The sequence below is a fragment of the Nocardia sp. NPDC059236 genome, from assembly GCF_042754085.1.
In the GTDB taxonomy this organism is placed as follows: domain Bacteria; phylum Actinomycetota; class Actinomycetes; order Mycobacteriales; family Mycobacteriaceae; genus Nocardia.
Genome location: NZ_JBHZAF010000009.1, coordinates 199,626 through 214,408, shown reverse-complemented (window position 1 = coordinate 214,408; position 14,783 = coordinate 199,626). Strand labels below are relative to the sequence as shown.

16 protein-coding genes are annotated in these 14,783 nt (G+C 68.5%); 8 read left to right on the top strand and 8 right to left on the bottom strand.

Translation table 11 applies throughout. The features are described from left to right. The first annotated feature begins 169 nt into the window (after positions 1-169). A complete protein-coding gene (locus tag ACFXIV_RS24560) occupies positions 170-1,174 on the top strand; it encodes a nucleotidyl transferase AbiEii/AbiGii toxin family protein (protein WP_379400218.1) in 1,005 nt (334 codons plus the stop codon). Positions 1,175-1,197: 23 nt separating this feature from the next. Here ACFXIV_RS24560 and ACFXIV_RS24555 read toward each other — a convergent pair whose 3' ends face one another. The 4 genes from ACFXIV_RS24555 to ACFXIV_RS24540 form a co-directional block, all read right to left on the bottom strand. Next, the gene (locus tag ACFXIV_RS24555) at positions 1,198-1,848 is read right to left on the bottom strand and encodes an urease accessory protein UreD (RefSeq protein ID WP_379400244.1); all 651 of its coding nucleotides are present in this window, start codon (positions 1,846-1,848) and stop codon (positions 1,198-1,200) included. Then, positions 1,838-2,551 carry an urease accessory protein UreG gene (gene ureG, locus ACFXIV_RS24550; RefSeq protein ID WP_354831895.1) on the bottom strand — a complete coding sequence of 238 codons (714 nt, stop codon included), beginning with the start codon at positions 2,549-2,551 and terminating at the stop codon, positions 1,838-1,840. Before ureG ends, ACFXIV_RS24555 begins: the two co-directional genes overlap by 11 nt. Before the next feature lie 67 nt (positions 2,552-2,618). Beyond that, positions 2,619-3,251 carry an urease accessory protein UreF gene (locus tag ACFXIV_RS24545; protein WP_379400219.1) on the bottom strand — a complete coding sequence of 211 codons (633 nt, stop codon included), beginning with the start codon at positions 3,249-3,251 and terminating at the stop codon, positions 2,619-2,621. Positions 3,252-3,312: 61 nt separating this feature from the next. Next, entirely contained in the window at positions 3,313-3,540 is a 228-nt protein-coding gene (locus ACFXIV_RS24540; RefSeq protein ID WP_379400220.1) for a hypothetical protein, read from the bottom strand. Between the two features lie 204 nt (positions 3,541-3,744). Between ACFXIV_RS24540 and ACFXIV_RS24535 the strand changes: the two genes are divergently transcribed. Further along, the gene (locus tag ACFXIV_RS24535) at positions 3,745-4,722 is read left to right on the top strand and encodes a zinc-binding dehydrogenase (RefSeq protein WP_379400221.1); all 978 of its coding nucleotides are present in this window, start codon (positions 3,745-3,747) and stop codon (positions 4,720-4,722) included. On the opposite strand, the gene ACFXIV_RS24530 is transcribed toward ACFXIV_RS24535, so the two are convergent. After that, the gene (locus tag ACFXIV_RS24530; protein WP_379400222.1) at positions 4,711-5,613 is read right to left on the bottom strand and encodes an SDR family NAD(P)-dependent oxidoreductase; all 903 of its coding nucleotides are present in this window, start codon (positions 5,611-5,613) and stop codon (positions 4,711-4,713) included. The two genes, ACFXIV_RS24535 and ACFXIV_RS24530, sit on opposite strands and share 12 nt — an antisense overlap. Before the next feature lie 188 nt (positions 5,614-5,801). On the opposite strand from ACFXIV_RS24530, the gene ACFXIV_RS24525 reads away from it, so the two are divergent. Continuing rightward, on the top strand, positions 5,802-6,566 hold the full coding sequence (locus tag ACFXIV_RS24525) for a hypothetical protein (RefSeq protein ID WP_379400223.1): 765 nt from the start codon (positions 5,802-5,804) through the stop codon (positions 6,564-6,566). Here the strand turns inward: ACFXIV_RS24525 and ACFXIV_RS24520 are convergent. Beyond that, the gene (locus ACFXIV_RS24520; protein ID WP_379400224.1) at positions 6,563-8,062 is read right to left on the bottom strand and encodes an MFS transporter; all 1,500 of its coding nucleotides are present in this window, start codon (positions 8,060-8,062) and stop codon (positions 6,563-6,565) included. The two genes, ACFXIV_RS24525 and ACFXIV_RS24520, sit on opposite strands and share 4 nt — an antisense overlap. Before the next feature lie 112 nt (positions 8,063-8,174). On the opposite strand from ACFXIV_RS24520, the gene ACFXIV_RS24515 reads away from it, so the two are divergent. From ACFXIV_RS24515 to ACFXIV_RS24500, 4 genes are all read left to right on the top strand, one after another. Beyond that, positions 8,175-8,843, top strand: a complete 669-nt coding sequence (locus ACFXIV_RS24515) for a TetR/AcrR family transcriptional regulator (RefSeq protein WP_379400225.1) — start codon at positions 8,175-8,177, stop codon at positions 8,841-8,843. Positions 8,844-9,198: 355 nt separating this feature from the next. After that, positions 9,199-9,789, top strand: a complete 591-nt coding sequence (locus ACFXIV_RS24510; protein WP_379400226.1) for a cadmium resistance transporter — start codon at positions 9,199-9,201, stop codon at positions 9,787-9,789. A gap of 169 nt (positions 9,790-9,958) precedes the next feature. Further along, positions 9,959-12,310, top strand: coding sequence for an arylsulfatase (locus ACFXIV_RS24505; protein ID WP_379400227.1), 2,352 nt, complete (start codon positions 9,959-9,961; stop codon positions 12,308-12,310). An 11-nt stretch (positions 12,311-12,321) separates the two neighbouring features. Continuing rightward, positions 12,322-13,263 carry a formylglycine-generating enzyme family protein gene (locus tag ACFXIV_RS24500; protein ID WP_379400228.1) on the top strand — a complete coding sequence of 314 codons (942 nt, stop codon included), beginning with the start codon at positions 12,322-12,324 and terminating at the stop codon, positions 13,261-13,263. Between the two features lie 30 nt (positions 13,264-13,293). On the opposite strand, the gene ACFXIV_RS24495 is transcribed toward ACFXIV_RS24500, so the two are convergent. Together ACFXIV_RS24495 and ACFXIV_RS24490 are read right to left on the bottom strand one after the other, a co-directional pair. Beyond that, the gene (locus tag ACFXIV_RS24495; protein WP_379400229.1) at positions 13,294-13,704 is read right to left on the bottom strand and encodes a YchJ family protein; all 411 of its coding nucleotides are present in this window, start codon (positions 13,702-13,704) and stop codon (positions 13,294-13,296) included. 4 nt (positions 13,705-13,708) lie between these two features. Further along, positions 13,709-14,128, bottom strand: a complete 420-nt coding sequence (locus ACFXIV_RS24490; RefSeq protein WP_379400230.1) for a nuclear transport factor 2 family protein — start codon at positions 14,126-14,128, stop codon at positions 13,709-13,711. Positions 14,129-14,204: 76 nt separating this feature from the next. Here ACFXIV_RS24490 and ACFXIV_RS24485 point away from each other — a divergent pair, with 76 nt between their 5' ends. Next, positions 14,205-14,759, top strand: a complete 555-nt coding sequence (locus ACFXIV_RS24485) for a PadR family transcriptional regulator (protein WP_379400231.1) — start codon at positions 14,205-14,207, stop codon at positions 14,757-14,759. Positions 14,760-14,783: the final 24 nt, after the last annotated feature.

Sequence of the window (14,783 nt, the reverse complement as noted above, 5' to 3'; positions counted from 1 at the left end):
CAATGCTGGCGACAAGATCAGGGGAGCTCCCAGAGTGGGAAATGGCAGAATTCCGCAGTGACGGCTCCCTGATCTTGATCGTCCAAGTCTGGTGAGCGCGTGGCGCTTTCGCGGTACAACCTGGAATGACCGCGATTTCCTGTCACACCCCGGTTCTAGCGTCAGGGAGGTGGAGAGGACACCGCGGTTCCGCGCCGCTCATCGGGCGGCGCTCGACCACACACTGGAGCTGATCGCCGAATCCCCTTGGGGCCGTGGGCTGGTGCTGCGCGGGAGTATCACCATGGCCGCGTGGGTCGGCGACAAGGCGAGGCCGCCGGCCGATCTGGACTGGATCGTGCCCGACCCGACCGATATCGCCTTCACCGATCCGGCCGACCCGTTCCCCTATGTCGACGACATGTCCTGGGTACAGCACTGGCCCGAGGCCGCGTTCGGAGCGGTGACCGGCGAGATATGGGAGGACGAGCAGTTCGAGTCCTTCGGGCTACGCCCGATCCTGCCGCCGGAGGGCCTGCACTGGGTGGACCCGGACGATTACAGCGAGAACCACACCTGGACTCCCCTGCTGGACAACCTGATCGAGACGATCCGGCAGCGACCGGCGACCCCGGCAGGCGTGGTCCTGAGCGCCGACGGTATCGACGACGTTGCGGACGGGAGCTATGCCCTCGACTACTACGACACCCCCGGCCTCAGGGTCCGCGTGCCCTGGTACACGACCGGCCCCGACGCGATGGCGGGCGAGGTCCAGTTGGATTTCGCCGCCGACCAATCCCTCCCCGACTCCCCCATCTGGACCCTCGTGCCGCGCGGTGACGGCAGCGCGCCCACCCCCTGCGTCACGGCGAGCCCGGAACTGTCCCTGGCATGGAAACTCCTGTGGCTGTTCACCGAATCCACCAGAACCTCGGAGTACGTCGACATCCGCGACGGCGGCGCAGGCAAGGATCTCTACGACGCCGTGCTCCTGGCGGAGTCCCCGCGCATCCACCTACCCCGGCCGCTGCTGCGCAGAGCCCTCGGCACGGCAGCCGACGATTTCGAAGCCGACGACATCCTCACCTGGAACGTCCACTGGGACGCGTTCCGGCAGAACCATCCTGACGTCACCGGCAGCCTGCGCGAATGGCTCGAACGACTGGTCCGAGCGCTCACCCGAGCCCGGGCATAGGACTCCCCGCGAGGCGATTGCGGTCAGCGGGTCAGCAGGCGACCCGTCCGGGTGAACAGGGTGCCGCCTACGGCGAGGGGTAGGAGTACTGCGTCCAAGCCGGTGGTGTCGGCTGGGCGGTCGTCGGGGTAGGTGAGCACACTCTCCAGTGCGCGCGGGGCCGAGAGGGCGTCGTCGGTGATGGTGTCGGCGCCGAGTTCGAGGCGGTGGCGCAGGAGTGGGGTGGCGCCGATGTCGGCGGTGAGCTCGCCGCTCCAGTAGCCGTGGTCCTCGCCGGTACGGCCGATCTGGATGCGTTCCCGAATGCGCAGGCGTGCACCCTCTTCCAGCCGGATGGTGGTGAAGGTGTCGTGCTCGGCGCCGCCCGCGACCACCGTCGGTTCGGGATCGACATCGAGTTCGCCCCCGGCGGCCACGTCGAAGTGCCAGTGCGCCACGGACTTCCGGGTCTCGCGCCCGGGCAGCGCGATGGTGGCGGCCACCGACCGGACCGTCAACCGTGCGCCCTCACCCACCGAGACGACGATGTCGAGCACGTCGCCACCGAGCGGGGTGGCGGCGGTGCCGATGATATGCACCGTGTCCACGCCGGTGTGCCGCGCCGCCAGGCCGCCGACCGCGTGGATGTGCGGCAGCGTCCCGGCGGTCGCGGTGATGCGGAGCTCAGTGCGAATGGGCACTGCCCGCCGCCGCGTCCTGTTCGGCCGCCACACGCAGCTGCTCGCGCACCCAGGCCAGGACCGGCGTCGCGGCCGGGTCCTCGGTGAGGGAGGTGAACACGAACGGCCGGCCCTCGCGCACCTTGGTCGAATCCCGGTCCATGACAGCCAGATCCGCGCCGACCATGGGGGCCAGGTCGGTCTTGTTGATGACCAGCAGATCCGACCAGGTCACGCCCGGTCCGCCCTTGCGCGGCACCTTGTCACCACCGGCCACGTCGACCACGAAGATCTGCGCGTCGATCAGGCCGGAGGAAAACGTGGCGGTCAGATTGTCGCCGCCCGATTCGACCAGGATGAGATCCAGCGGCGGGTTCGCCTCGATCAGGTCGTCGATGGCATCCAGATTCGCGGTGATGTCGTCGCGGATCGCGGTGTGCGGGCAGCCGCCGGTCTGGACCGCGGTGATCCGCTCGTCGGGCAGCACCGCGTGCCGGCGCAGGAAGTCCGCGTCCTCGGTGGTGTAGATGTCATTGGTCAGCACGGCCAGCGACAGCTCGTCCCGCAGCTGCCGGCACAGGGCCGCGGTCAGCGCGGTCTTCCCGGACCCGACGGGCCCGCCGATCCCGATCCGCAGCGGCTCGCCCGGCGTCCGCTCCCGCTTGGGCCGGTCGTGGCTGTGGTCGTGCGGTTCCCCGTCGATCAGGTGAGGTGGCATGTGCGGCTCCTTTCACCCCCATCCTTGCCCAGCCACGTAAACCGGTTGTTACCAACCCGGTGACCGGCTAGGACGCGAACAGCGGCATGTCCCGCCGCAGGTGCCGCTCGGCAAGCACGTCCTGCAGCGGGTCGGAGAGCGCGGCAAGCGATTTCGCCGCCTGCCGCGCGGTGGCGTCGCACAACTCGGCGAGCCGGACGGTGCAGGCAGCGACCGCGGCCGGATCGAGGGCCAGCAGTCGCTGCGCGGCCGTCGCGGCCCCGGTCATGGTGGTGTAGACGGTGACAGCGGCGATGTCCTCCGGTGCGGCGTCGCACACCGTGCCGACCACCCCGAACACCGTGGACAGATGCGGTCGAGCGCCGAGCGCCCGCCAATCGGCCTGCGGCCAGACCTGTTTGGCCAGCCGAAGCAGCCCGCGCCCCTGGGCCCGCGACGCCGCCCGGGCCGCCGGCGACGGCGTCCGCGCGTCGGCCTCGAGTTCGGCGCGCCCCGGTTCGAGGGTCCCCGCACAGACGGCGGCGGCCAGGGAGGCCGCCACCAGACCGGAGGTCCGGATGCGCCGCCGCAGGTAGAGCTCGACGCTGGCGACATCGCGCAGCAGACCCGAGGCGACCGCCTCCTCGACCCCGCCCGAATGCACGTGCCCGCCGATCGGCAGCCGGGAATCGGCGAGGGTGAGGAGGGTGGCCAGGCTCATCGCCGCACGTCCGGATATCGCATGGCCCGATCCTAGGCCGTGGCCGGCCGCGTCCTCTCGGCTAGGTGAGCAGGCAGGGCATCGAGGCCGAGATGCTCTTCAGGGCGCAGGTGAAGGAATTGAGCGTGCCCGCGGAACCGGTCTCGGGGACCAGCCCGGCGACGGGGTTCACTGCGGCCGGTTCGGGGGCGGCGGGTTGCAGCGACAGCGGAGCGGCCAGGGCCGGGGCCGCGCCGAGTCCGGAGCCGATGGCCGCGATCGCACAGGCTTTCAGCACAACGGTTTTCATGAATCGTCCTCTCTCACAGCAAGCTCACAGGAAGCGGAGCGCAGCGAGACTAACCCGAAAGCCATGAGTGTGAAGGCAATTCGTTTCAAATTGCGGGGGGGATTCAACGCCGCAGGCGGCGGACCCACGCAAGGGAACTTGACCTGAACCAATGTTCAGGTTGCAGGCTTGGGGGCACGTTCATTGCCGAGACTAGGAGTTGCTGTGCGCGCCATCCGTCTTCACGAGTTCGGACCTGCCGAGAATCTGCGGTTCGAGACGGTCCCGGACCCCGAGCCCGGTCCCGGCCAGGTGCGGATCGCGGTCCGCGCGGCGGGGGTGCATCTGCTGGATACCGCACTGCGGCAGGGCTTCTCGGGATCGCCGATGCCGATCCCGGAACTGCCGACCATCCCCGGCCGGGAGGTGGCGGGGACGGTGGACCGGGTCGGTTCCGGAGTGGACGACAGCTGGCTCGGCCGCGCGGTCGTCGCCCACATCGGGCAGGTGCCGGGCGGATACGCGGAACTCACCGTGACCGAAGCCGAACGGCTGCACACGATTCCGGACGGTGTCGATGCCGGGGCCGCGGTCGCGATGATCGGCACCGGACGCACCACGCTCGGGATTCTCGGCTTCGCCGAGGTCAGCGCCGAGACCGTGGCCATCGTGCCGTCCGCGGCAGGTGGCATCGGCACCCTGCTGGTGCAGTACCTGGCCGCCGCGGGCGCGACCGTCATCGGACTCGCCGGCGGCAAGGCGAAGGCCGATCAGGTCTACGAGAACGGCGCGGATCTGGCGCTGGACTACCTGGATCCGGCATGGCCGGACGCGGTGCGCGCCCGCTACGGCGACCGCCCGGCCACCCTGCTGTTCGACGGTGTCGGCGGCGAGATCGCCCGCACCGCGGTCGATCTGCTCGGCGCCGGCGGCGTGCGACTGGTGTTCGGCTGGTCCGGCGGACAGATCGACCTCGACGAGCAGGCCCTCGCCGCCCGCGGCATCACCTCGCAGGTCGTGCTCGGCCCGCCCATGCTCGAACGCGCGGGTGGCTTGCGCGCCTTGGAGACTCGCGCGCTGGCCGAGGCCGCGACCGGTCGTCTGCGCCCGGCCGTCCAGTCCTTCCCACTCGCGCAGGCCGCCGCCGCGCACCGGGCCCTGGAATCCCGCGAGACGACCGGGAAAGTGGTGCTACTTCCCTGACCTGCGACCCATGCCGCGCTCCATGAACCGTTGCGCGGCCCCGCGCCGCAGATCCGAGAACGCCTGCACCGGACCGGTCCACCAGGGCGAGATCTCCAGCGGTCGCGCCACCACGGCGTGGCAGATGAGATCGGCCGCCTCGTCGGCGGTGAGCCCGGGCACGCCGGAGAAATCGGTGGGCGCGCTCATGCGGGTGTGCACCAGCGGCATGTACACCGAGGTGGTGGTGACACCGTCGGCGGCGATCTCGGTCGCCACGGTGCGCAACCAGATGTCGAAGGCGCCCTTGGACGCACCGTAGGCCGACCACCGCGGCGCGGGCGGCATGCGCAGTCCCCAGGTGGAGATGTTCACGATGTGTCCGCGCCGGTGCTCGCGCATGCTCGGCAGCAGGGTGAGCAGCAGCCGCACAGGTCCGAGGTAGTTGACGTCGATGGTGCGGGTGAAATCGTGGAACCGGTCGTAGGATCGGTCGATCGGGCGGCGAATCGACCGGCCCGCGTTGTTGATCATCACGTCGACCCGGCCGTGCTCGGCCAGCACCCGCTGTCCCAGCGCCTCGACGGCATCGAATTCGGTGATGTCCGACTGGTAGACGTGCGCCGTCCCGCCCGCTCCCCGGATCTCGGCGGCCACCTGTTCGAGGTCCTCCAGCGACCGCGCCACCAGCAGGACCGTCGCGCCCGCGGCCGCCAGTTTCCGCGCCGCCGCCTTGCCGATGCCGTGCGAGGCGCCGGTCACCAGGATGACCTCGCCGGACACGGCCTCGCGCAGCGCCTTCTCACGCGGCCGGGAGGTCGGATAGAAGAGTCTGGTCGCCACGCGTTCCGCCAACGGACGTCCGTTCGACCCGGCCGGTCGCGCACTGTTCGGAGCGTCTTGCTCAGCCACGTTTCCGAGCCTAACCGTCGGACCGGTATGTGATCGGGAACTGAGTGGAAATACCCTGGGCGCAGCCCACTTTCCGGCACCAGGATGGGAGGCGGTCTACGGGGGAAGGAATCCGTCATGTCGCATCGAGCGCCGGAAGAGCCGACGCCGGAAACGTCTCGATCCTGGGGTGGATCGCCCGCGGCATCGTGCTGGTGCTGTTCGTGCCACCGCGGCTGGTATGGGAGGCGCTCACCCGGATACCGCGACTGATCGCCGCGGCATTCAGGCTGTTCAACGAGCATCTGGCACGACCGCTGGCGATCTTGTTCCGGGACTGGGTCTTCCGCCCGCTGCGCAATTTCGTGCGCAACTATCTCTGGCACCTGCTGATCCAGCAGCTGCTGTTCGGCATGGTCCTCACCCCGATCGGGGCATTCCTGCTCGCCTATGTCCTGCGCCCGATCCAGCGCGCCATCGAGGAGTGGCTGTGGCGGCGGGTGTTGAAGCCGGGCATCCCGTGGATCTTCCGCACCGTGGTGAGACCGATCGCCGAGGCGATCGGGTGGACGCTGGCCATGGCGTGGAAGTGGCTGGTCGCCGTCCCGATCTCGGCCCTGTGGCGGCGAATCCTGCGGCCCGGCGTCCACTGGCTGCTGGTCACCGTGATCGAACCGCTCGTCACCTGGTTGATCGTGTGGCCCGCGGAGCAGCTGTGGCGATGGGTGCTGCGTCCGCTGGTCTACGCCGTGATCGTGACGGTCCTGTTCGGCTGGCGGGTGGCCACCACCGTCGTCCACATCACGGTGGTGACCCCCTGCCGCTGGTTCAACCGCACTGTCCTGCAACCACTCTTCGCGGCCGTCGCCCGCGCCTGGCGTGCCCTCGTGGGCCCGGTGCGCTGGGCGTATCAGCGGGTGGTCATGCCCTGGCGCGCCCGCGTCACCGAGGTGTGGACCACCCTGTTCGGCTAGTGCGCGGAACCGGCCGGCACCGCGGCGCTGGTCGCAGGGGCGCCGGACTTGGCGAAGAACGCCACCACCGCCATCGCGGCCAGCAGCACCGCACCGGTGGTGGTCGCCACGTGCATGCCGGTCACGAACGATTCGCGCGCCGATTCGACCAGGGCGGCATTGCCGCCGGCCTGGGCGACGGTCTCGCCCAGCGTCGGCCCGAAGTCCCCGCCGGAGCGGAACACCAGGGCCGCCAGGGATCCCAGCAGCGCCAGGCCCAGCCCGTTGCCGAGTTCGAAGCTGGTCTCGGAGATGCCGACCGCCGACCCGGCCCGCTCGGCCGGGACCGACGACACCGCCACCTCCGACACCAGCGTGAACGCGATGCCGAAGCCCGCGCCCGCGACCACGGAACCGGCGATGTACCAGCCGATCCCGCCGTCCACACCGACCCCGAGCAGCATGAGATTGCCGAGGGACGCCATGCTCAGCGCCAGCACGAAGGTGGTCTTGGTGCCGAGCCTGCGGCCGATCCGCGCGCCGCTCATCGAGAACACGAACACCACCACGGCCCCCGGAATCCCGAGCAGCGCCGACTGCAGCGCGTCGCGTCCGGTCACCGATTGCAGGTACATGCTGGTCAGGTAGCTCATGCCGGCCAGCGCCAGCATGCCGACCGTGCTGGACCCGATGGCCACCGAGAACAGCCCGCGCCGGAACAGGCTCAGATCCAGCAGCGGTTCGGCCAGCGTGCGCTGCCGCCGGATGAACGCGGTCAGCAGCAGCACGCCGAGGATCCCGATGCCGACGGCCGGCAGGTCGAATCCCTCGGCCGCGCAATGCTTGACCGCGTACACGAGCGGCAGGATGCCACCGATGGACAGCAGCACGCTCACCCAGTCCAGGCGCCCGCGCCCGGCGTCGCGGTGCTCGGGCAGCAGCAGCGGACCGAAGACCAGCAGCACCAGCAGCACCGGCGTATTGATGAGGAACACCGAGCCCCACCAGAAGTGGTGCAGCAGGATGCCGCCGATGATGGGCCCGACCGCCGACCCGCCCGCGAAGAACGCGGTCCAGACGCCGATGGCGGTGGCCCGCGCCCGATCGTTCGGGAACAGCGTCGAGATCAGGGCCAGGCTGGACGGCAGCAACGTCGCGCCGCCGATGCCCATGAGCGCCCGCGCCGCGATGAGCACGCCCGCGCTGGGTGCGAAAGCGGCCAGCGCCGAGGCGATTCCGAAGACCGTGGCACCGGCGAGCAGAATATTGCGGCGCCCGATGCGGTCGCCCAGATTGCCCATGGTGATGAGCAGTCCGGCGATCATGAAGCCGTAGATGTCGAGGATCCAGAGCTGCTGTGTCGCGGACGGATCCAGGCTCTGGGTGAGTGTCGGCATGGCCAGGTAGAGCACCGACATGTCCATCGACACCAGCAGCACCGGCAACAGCAGAACCGCCAGGCCCGCCCAGGCGCGGCGCGGCGTCTTCACGTCGGGACGCGCGAGGGTACTCGTCATGACCTATCCTTCGGGCTGATTTCGGGCTTGCAAGAAAATGCGCGCGTACGTTGTACGCACGAGCGCGAGTACAGTGTACGCATCCCCTGCGCGGAAGGGAACAATTCGTCCGATGACCGAGGCCAAGCTCACCCGGGCCGCCATCGTCGACACCGCCATCACCCTGGCCGACGAGTCCGGACTGGATTCCCTGTCCATGCGCCGCATCGCCGATCGGATGAACTCCGGCGCCATGTCGCTGTACCGGCACATCCCCAACAAGGACACCCTGCTGGCGGCCATGACCGACGAGGTCTCGCGGCGCAACCCCTACCCGCCGGCCGAGGGCCAGGACTGGACCTGGCGGGACCGGGTGCGGATCGCGGCCGAGGTGGATTGGCGTCTCTACCAGGAACATCCGTGGGTGCTGTTCACCTTCGCGGTGCCGCGCTACAACTTCGGCGAGCACAGCCTGGTGGTGCTGAGCTGGCTGGTCGAGGGGTTCGCCGAGCTCGGCGTCGACACCCGTGAGGCGACCCGCATGTCACTGTCGGTGTGGAGCTACATCGCCGGGGTCGCCCTGCAGGAGGTCAGTGCCCGGCTGCTGCAGGGCCGCGACAGCAGCGCCGACGAACGCTCCGGGCTCACCGCGCTGCTCGACGGCGACCCGCGCTGGCCCACCCCGCCCCCGCTCGCCGGTCTCGTCGGCACGGGCGACACCGCCCTGCTGAATCCGGAGCACCTGCTCGACACCGGTCTCACCGCACTGTGCGACGGCTTCGAGGCCCGCGCCGCCCACTGATCCGCTCGAAATCACCATCATGGGCGCCACCGAATCCCGTTGCAGGGCATCGCCTGCATAATTGCATGGACTGCAACGATGCGGACGATGCAGTTCTGCTGCTTCTGCGTGCAGACCGGCGACGGCGTCTTGTGCCCCTGTTCGATCACTCGTAGACTCGAACACTCTCTTTCGAGTTCCCAGGCAAGGCCATCCGGGTCGCAGGCCGCGATATCCAGCGGGACACCGGCGCCGGCCACATGCTTTTGCCGTCAATATGATTCGGCATCCGTTCCGTCCATCGATCGGTGGTCGATGTGTACCGAACTCGGAACCGCGCCCGAACCCACCCGGCGCTCACCCAGGCTTGGCGGAGATGGCCACCGTCGTGACCGCCGCGGCGATGTTCGTCGGTACCAACATCGACAATGCGGTCGTGTTGACGGTGCTCAACGTCACCTCGCGCAGCACGGGGATCCCGAGGCGGTGGCAGATCTGGGCCGGGCAGTTCCTCGGCGTCGGGCTGATCGTGGCGGTCTCCGGGCTGGCGGCGCTGGGACTCTGCGCCGTCCCGGTGGAGTGGATCGGACTGCTCGGCGTGGTCCCGCTGATCCTGGGGATCGGGATGCTGGCCAGGGCCCATCGGCGCTGCGATCGCACACCGCCCCCGGCCGGCACCGGGCTGTGGTCGGTGGTGGGACTGACCGTCGCCAACGGCGGGGACAATATCTCCGTCTACACTCCGGCCTTTCGCATCATGGGACCGGCGGACGCGTTGCTCACCGTCATGGTGTTCGCCATCCTCACCGCCGCTTGGTGTTCGGCCGGCATGGTGCTGATACCCCATCGCCGGCCGGCCGAGACCCTGCGGCGCTACAGCCGTTGGCTGATGCCGGTCGTGCTGATCGTGCTCGGGCTCTACATCATCGACCGTTCGGGCCTCGTGTTCGGCCAACCGCTGCTTTGAGTCCATTCCGGTCGGTACTCTTCTATCGGAACGAGAGGCCGGTGAGCAGCGAGAGTTCCGGACACCGGAGTCCAGGAATGGCATGGTCACCGACGCGTCGATGAACTCCCAGCGGTATCGCCGGAGCTGGGTATCACTACCAACGATTCTCCTTTTCCAGAGGTGAATGATGGCCAGGAAGTTCGCAGGACATGTCGCCCTAGATATCCGTGACTCGGTCGCCGACTGGGAGCCGTACGCAGAGCCGACCGCGAAGCAGGGTGCGCCCAACGTGCTGTATCTCGTGTGGGACGACATCGGAATCGCGACCTGGGACTGCTACGGCGGTCTGGTCGACATGCCGAATATGAAGCGGATCGCCGACCGGGGCGTGCAGTTCACGCAGTTCCACACCACCGCACTGTGTTCGCCCACGCGTGCCTCGCTGCTGACCGGGCGAAATGCGTCATCGGTGGGCATGGCGACGGTCGAAGAATTCAGCGATGGATTCCCGAGCCTGTCGGGTCGCATCCCTGCCGACACCGCGTTGTGTTCGGAGGTGCTCGCCGAGCGCGGGTGGAACACCTACGCCGTCGGCAAATGGCACATGACGCCGCTCGAGGAGGAGAATCTCGCGGCGTCGAAGCGGCATTGGCCGCTGGGGCGCGGGTTCGAGCGGTTCTACGGCTTCCTGGGCGGCGAGGCCGACCAGTGGTATCCGAATCTGGTGTACGACAATCACCCGATCTCGCAGCCGTATCCGCCGGAGGACGGGTATCACCTGTCGAAGGATCTGGCCGACAAGTCGATCGAATTCATTCGCGACGCAAAGGTGATCGCCCCCGACAAACCGTGGTTCATGTACCTGTGCCCGGGATGCGGGCATGCGCCGCACCACGTCGCGCACGAGTGGGCCGACAAATACCGCGGCCGGTTCGACATGGGCTACGAGAAGTATCGCGAGATAGTGCTGGAGAACCAGAAACGCATGGGCCTGGTGCCGGAGAACACCGAGCTGTCGCCCATGAACCCGTACATGAACGTCACCAGTGCCGACGGCAAGCCGTGGCCGGCGCAGGACACGGTACGGGCATGGGATTCGCTGTCCGACAACGAGAAACGGCTGTTCGCGCGGCAGGCGGAGGTGTTCGCCGGATTCCTGTCGTACACGGACGCGCAGATCGGCCGGTTGCTGGACTATCTCGAGGAGAGCGGCCAGCTCGACAACACCATCATCGTGGCCTTCTCGGACAACGGTGCCAGCGGCGAGGGCGGTCCGAACGGTTCGGTCAACGAGATGAAGTTCTTCAACGGCTACATCGACACGATCGAGGACAGTCTGGCCAAGCTCGACGAGCTGGGTTTGCCGACCACCTACAACCACTACAGCATCGGGTGGGCGATGGCCTTCAACACCCCGTACAAGCTGTACAAGCGGTATGCCTCGCACGAAGGCGGCATCGCCGATCCATGCGTGATGTCGTGGCCGGCCGGCATCCCGGCCCGCGGCGAGATCCGCCACCAGTACCTCAACGTCTGCGACGTCACCCCCACCATCTACGAACTGCTCGGCATCACACCGCCGGACACGGTGAAGAACGTGGAGCAGCGCCCCCTGGAGGGGGTCAGCTTCCGGGCCCTGTTCGAAGACGCCGACGCCGATGTCGGCAAGCACACCCAGTTCTATTCGATGCTGGGCACGCGCGGCATCTGGCATCGCGGGTGGTTCGCCGACACCATTCACGCGGCCTGCCCGTCCGGCTGGGGACATTTCGACAAGGACCGCTGGGAACTGTTCCATCTCGAACAGGACCGCAGCCAGATGCACGACCTGGCCGAGGTTCATCCCGAGAAGCTGGAGGAATTGAAGGCACTGTGGTTCTCGGAGGCCGAGAAATACAACGGGATGCCGCTCAACGATCTCGACATCATCTCCGCGATGGTGCGCTATCGCCCGACCTACGCCAAGGGCCTGGACCGGGCCGTCTACTACCCGGACAGCGCGGAGGTCGGACCGGGCGCGGCGCTCGAGATTCTGGGACGCTCGTTCGCGCTGCTCGCCGAGACGACGATCACCAGCCCGGACGCGGAGGGGGTGCTGTTCGCCCACGGTGGGCGGCTCGGCGGGCACGCCTTGTTCGTCCAGGACGGTCGCCTGTGCTACATCTACAACTTCCTCGGCGAGGAGGAACAGGCCATCGTCTCCGACCGCCGGGTACCGCTCGGCGATCACATCCTCGGGGTGCGGTACGAACGGCACGGCACCCGGCCCGACCACTTCACGCCCACGGGTGAGGCCGTCCTCTACATCGATGAGAACCCTGTGGGTTCACTCGACGACATGCGGATCCAGCCGACCGTGTTCTCCGGTGTCGGGGAGGGCGTCCGGGTCGGCCGGGACACCGGTCAGTCCGTTTCGGCGCGGTACCGGTCACCGTTCCCGTTCACCGGGGGGACCATGCACCAGGTGATCGAGGACGTGAGCGGAAAACCGTACCAGGATCTGGAACTGGCGGCGGCCGCAGCCTTTTCGCGCGATTGAGGAGAGCTCCCATGGCCACCGCGATCCGCGCACAGGTCCACCGCGGCATGGTCCGGATAGCCGGCGGCGATTTCAGCATGGGTTCGGAGGATTTCTTCCCCGAGGAGCGGCCGGTGCATCGGGTGCGAGTCGATTCGTTCTGGATCGACCCGCACCCGGTGACCAACGCCGCCTTCCGGCGATTCGTGAAGCAAACCGGATACATCACTGTCGCCGAACGCATTCCGGCGGCCGAGGACTACCCGGATGCGGAGCCGGCGGACCTGACACCGGGCGCGCTGGTGTTCCGGCCCACCTCGGGTCCGGTGTCGTTGGACAACTGGCGCCGCTGGTGGCGGTACGTTCCGGGAGCCGGCTGGCGCCATCCACACGGGCCCGGCAGTACGCTCGACGGGCTCGACCGTCACCCGGTCACCCAGGTCGCCTACGAGGACGCTTCGGCCTACGCGGCCTGGGCCGGCAAACAGCTGCCCACGGAGGCGGAATGGGAGTACGCGGCCCGTGGCGGACTCGATTCGGCGACCTACGCCTGGGGTGACGAATTCGAACCCACCGGCCGGCGCCTGGCCAATGTCTGGGTCGGCGCCTTCCCCTGGAAGTTCCATCCCGGCCGGGGACAGACGTCCACGCCCGGCACCACGGCGATCGGCACCTATTCGCCCAACGGTTACGGTCTGTACGACGTGACCGGCAACGTGTGGGAGTGGACAGTCGACTTCTTTCGCCCCGGGCACTCGGCGTCGTCCTGTTGCGCTCCACGCAACCCACGGGTGGACACACCCGAAGTCGAAGCGGCGCAACGCTTTCCACGCCGGGTGGTCAAGGGTGGATCGTATCTGTGCGCGGCCGACTACTGTCTGCGCTACCGCCCGGCCGCCCGCCAGGGGCAGACCGAGGACACCGCCACCTGCCATCTCGGATTCCGTTGTGTCGTGCGCGACGAAGGTCCGTGACAAGTGATGCGGCAGAAGCGAATCCGCTGATCAGTTCTCGAAATCGCCGTCGAGGTAGACCCATGCCCCGTGGTCGCGGCGGAAGCGACTGTTCTCGTGCAGCTGTCCCGCCCTGCCGTGGGCCCGGTAGTGGGCACGGAACTCCACCGTGCCCTCGGTGTGGAACGGTCCCCCGCCGGTCGTGCCGAGGATCTCGAGCCGGTCCCAGCGCAGTCCCGGGTCGAAATCCACATCGGCGGGCCGGGTTTCGGGGGCCCAGCTGCGCAACAGATACGCCTCGTCCCGCACCGCGAAGGCGCTGAAGCGCGACCGCATGAGCTGTTCGGCGGTGCTCGCAGTCACCTCGCCGCGATGCAGGCGCCCGCAGCAGTCGGCGTACGCGGCGGGCAGCCCGCACGGGCAGTCCTCGGGCACGGGACGGGGAATGCGGCGCTTCGACATGGGCTTAAGGGTAGAAGCTGCGTCCGGTTGGTCCACCGGACGCCGACCAGACCTCGACGATCCGCCCGCTCTCGAATCGCAGGATGTCGGTACCGCTGATGTCGCGCACGACGGTGCCGTCCGGATCGACGATCCGGGCCCCGTAGGGCTGTGCGATGAGTCCGGATCGGCCGTCGGTCATGTCGACGACGGGCACGCCCTGCGGGTCGTACTCCAGACCCGGCCGCTCGGCGCGGAACGCGTCGACGACGGCGGCGAGGGCCGCGGGGTCGTGGACGTCGTCGAAGACGGTCGCGCCGGGCTGGGCGTAGCGGAGGGTGAATTCGGGGGCCATGATCTCGCCGGCGATGGCGAGGTCGCCGTTCCAGAGGGCGGCCCAGCGGTTGTACAGGTCGATGGCGTAGTCGCGCATCCCAGCTCCCATAGTCTCATTGATACGGTATGGCGGGAATGAATGTATAGTCTCAGCGATACCGTGTCAACCCGAGAGGAGTTGCCGAATGACCGACCTCGGCCCGCAGGACCACATCGTGCTGGGCCTCATCGCCCGGCACGGCCCGCTGACGCCCTACGACCTGAAGGTCCGCCTTGAGGAGAGCGTCGACAAGTTCTGGCCCATCCCGCACGCCCAGCTCTATCGCGTCCCGCCGCGCCTGGCCGAGCAGGGCCTGCTGCACGAGGAGGCCGAGGAGAGCGGACGACGCCGCCGCGTCTTCCATCTGACCGACGCCGGCCGCGCCGAACTCACCCGCTGGCTGGGCGACCCGACCGCGCCGCCGCCGGAGACCCGCGATCCCGCGCAGCTGAAACTGTTCTTCGCCGATCTCGGCGAGCCCGGTGACGTGGTGGCACTGGCCCGCAATCAGGCCGCCGAGCATCGCGGCTGGCTGGAGTTGTACCGGACGCTGTACAGCGAGATCGATCCGGACGACAGCGAGCGCGCGACCTCACGCGCCCGCGTGCTGCGGCTGGGCATCATGCACGAGCAGGCGTACGTGGACTACTGGGAGGAGTTGGCCGCGAACCCGGACGAAACGCCCGGTTCGCGAGAGTGATCGCCCGCAGGACAGGTGACAGTT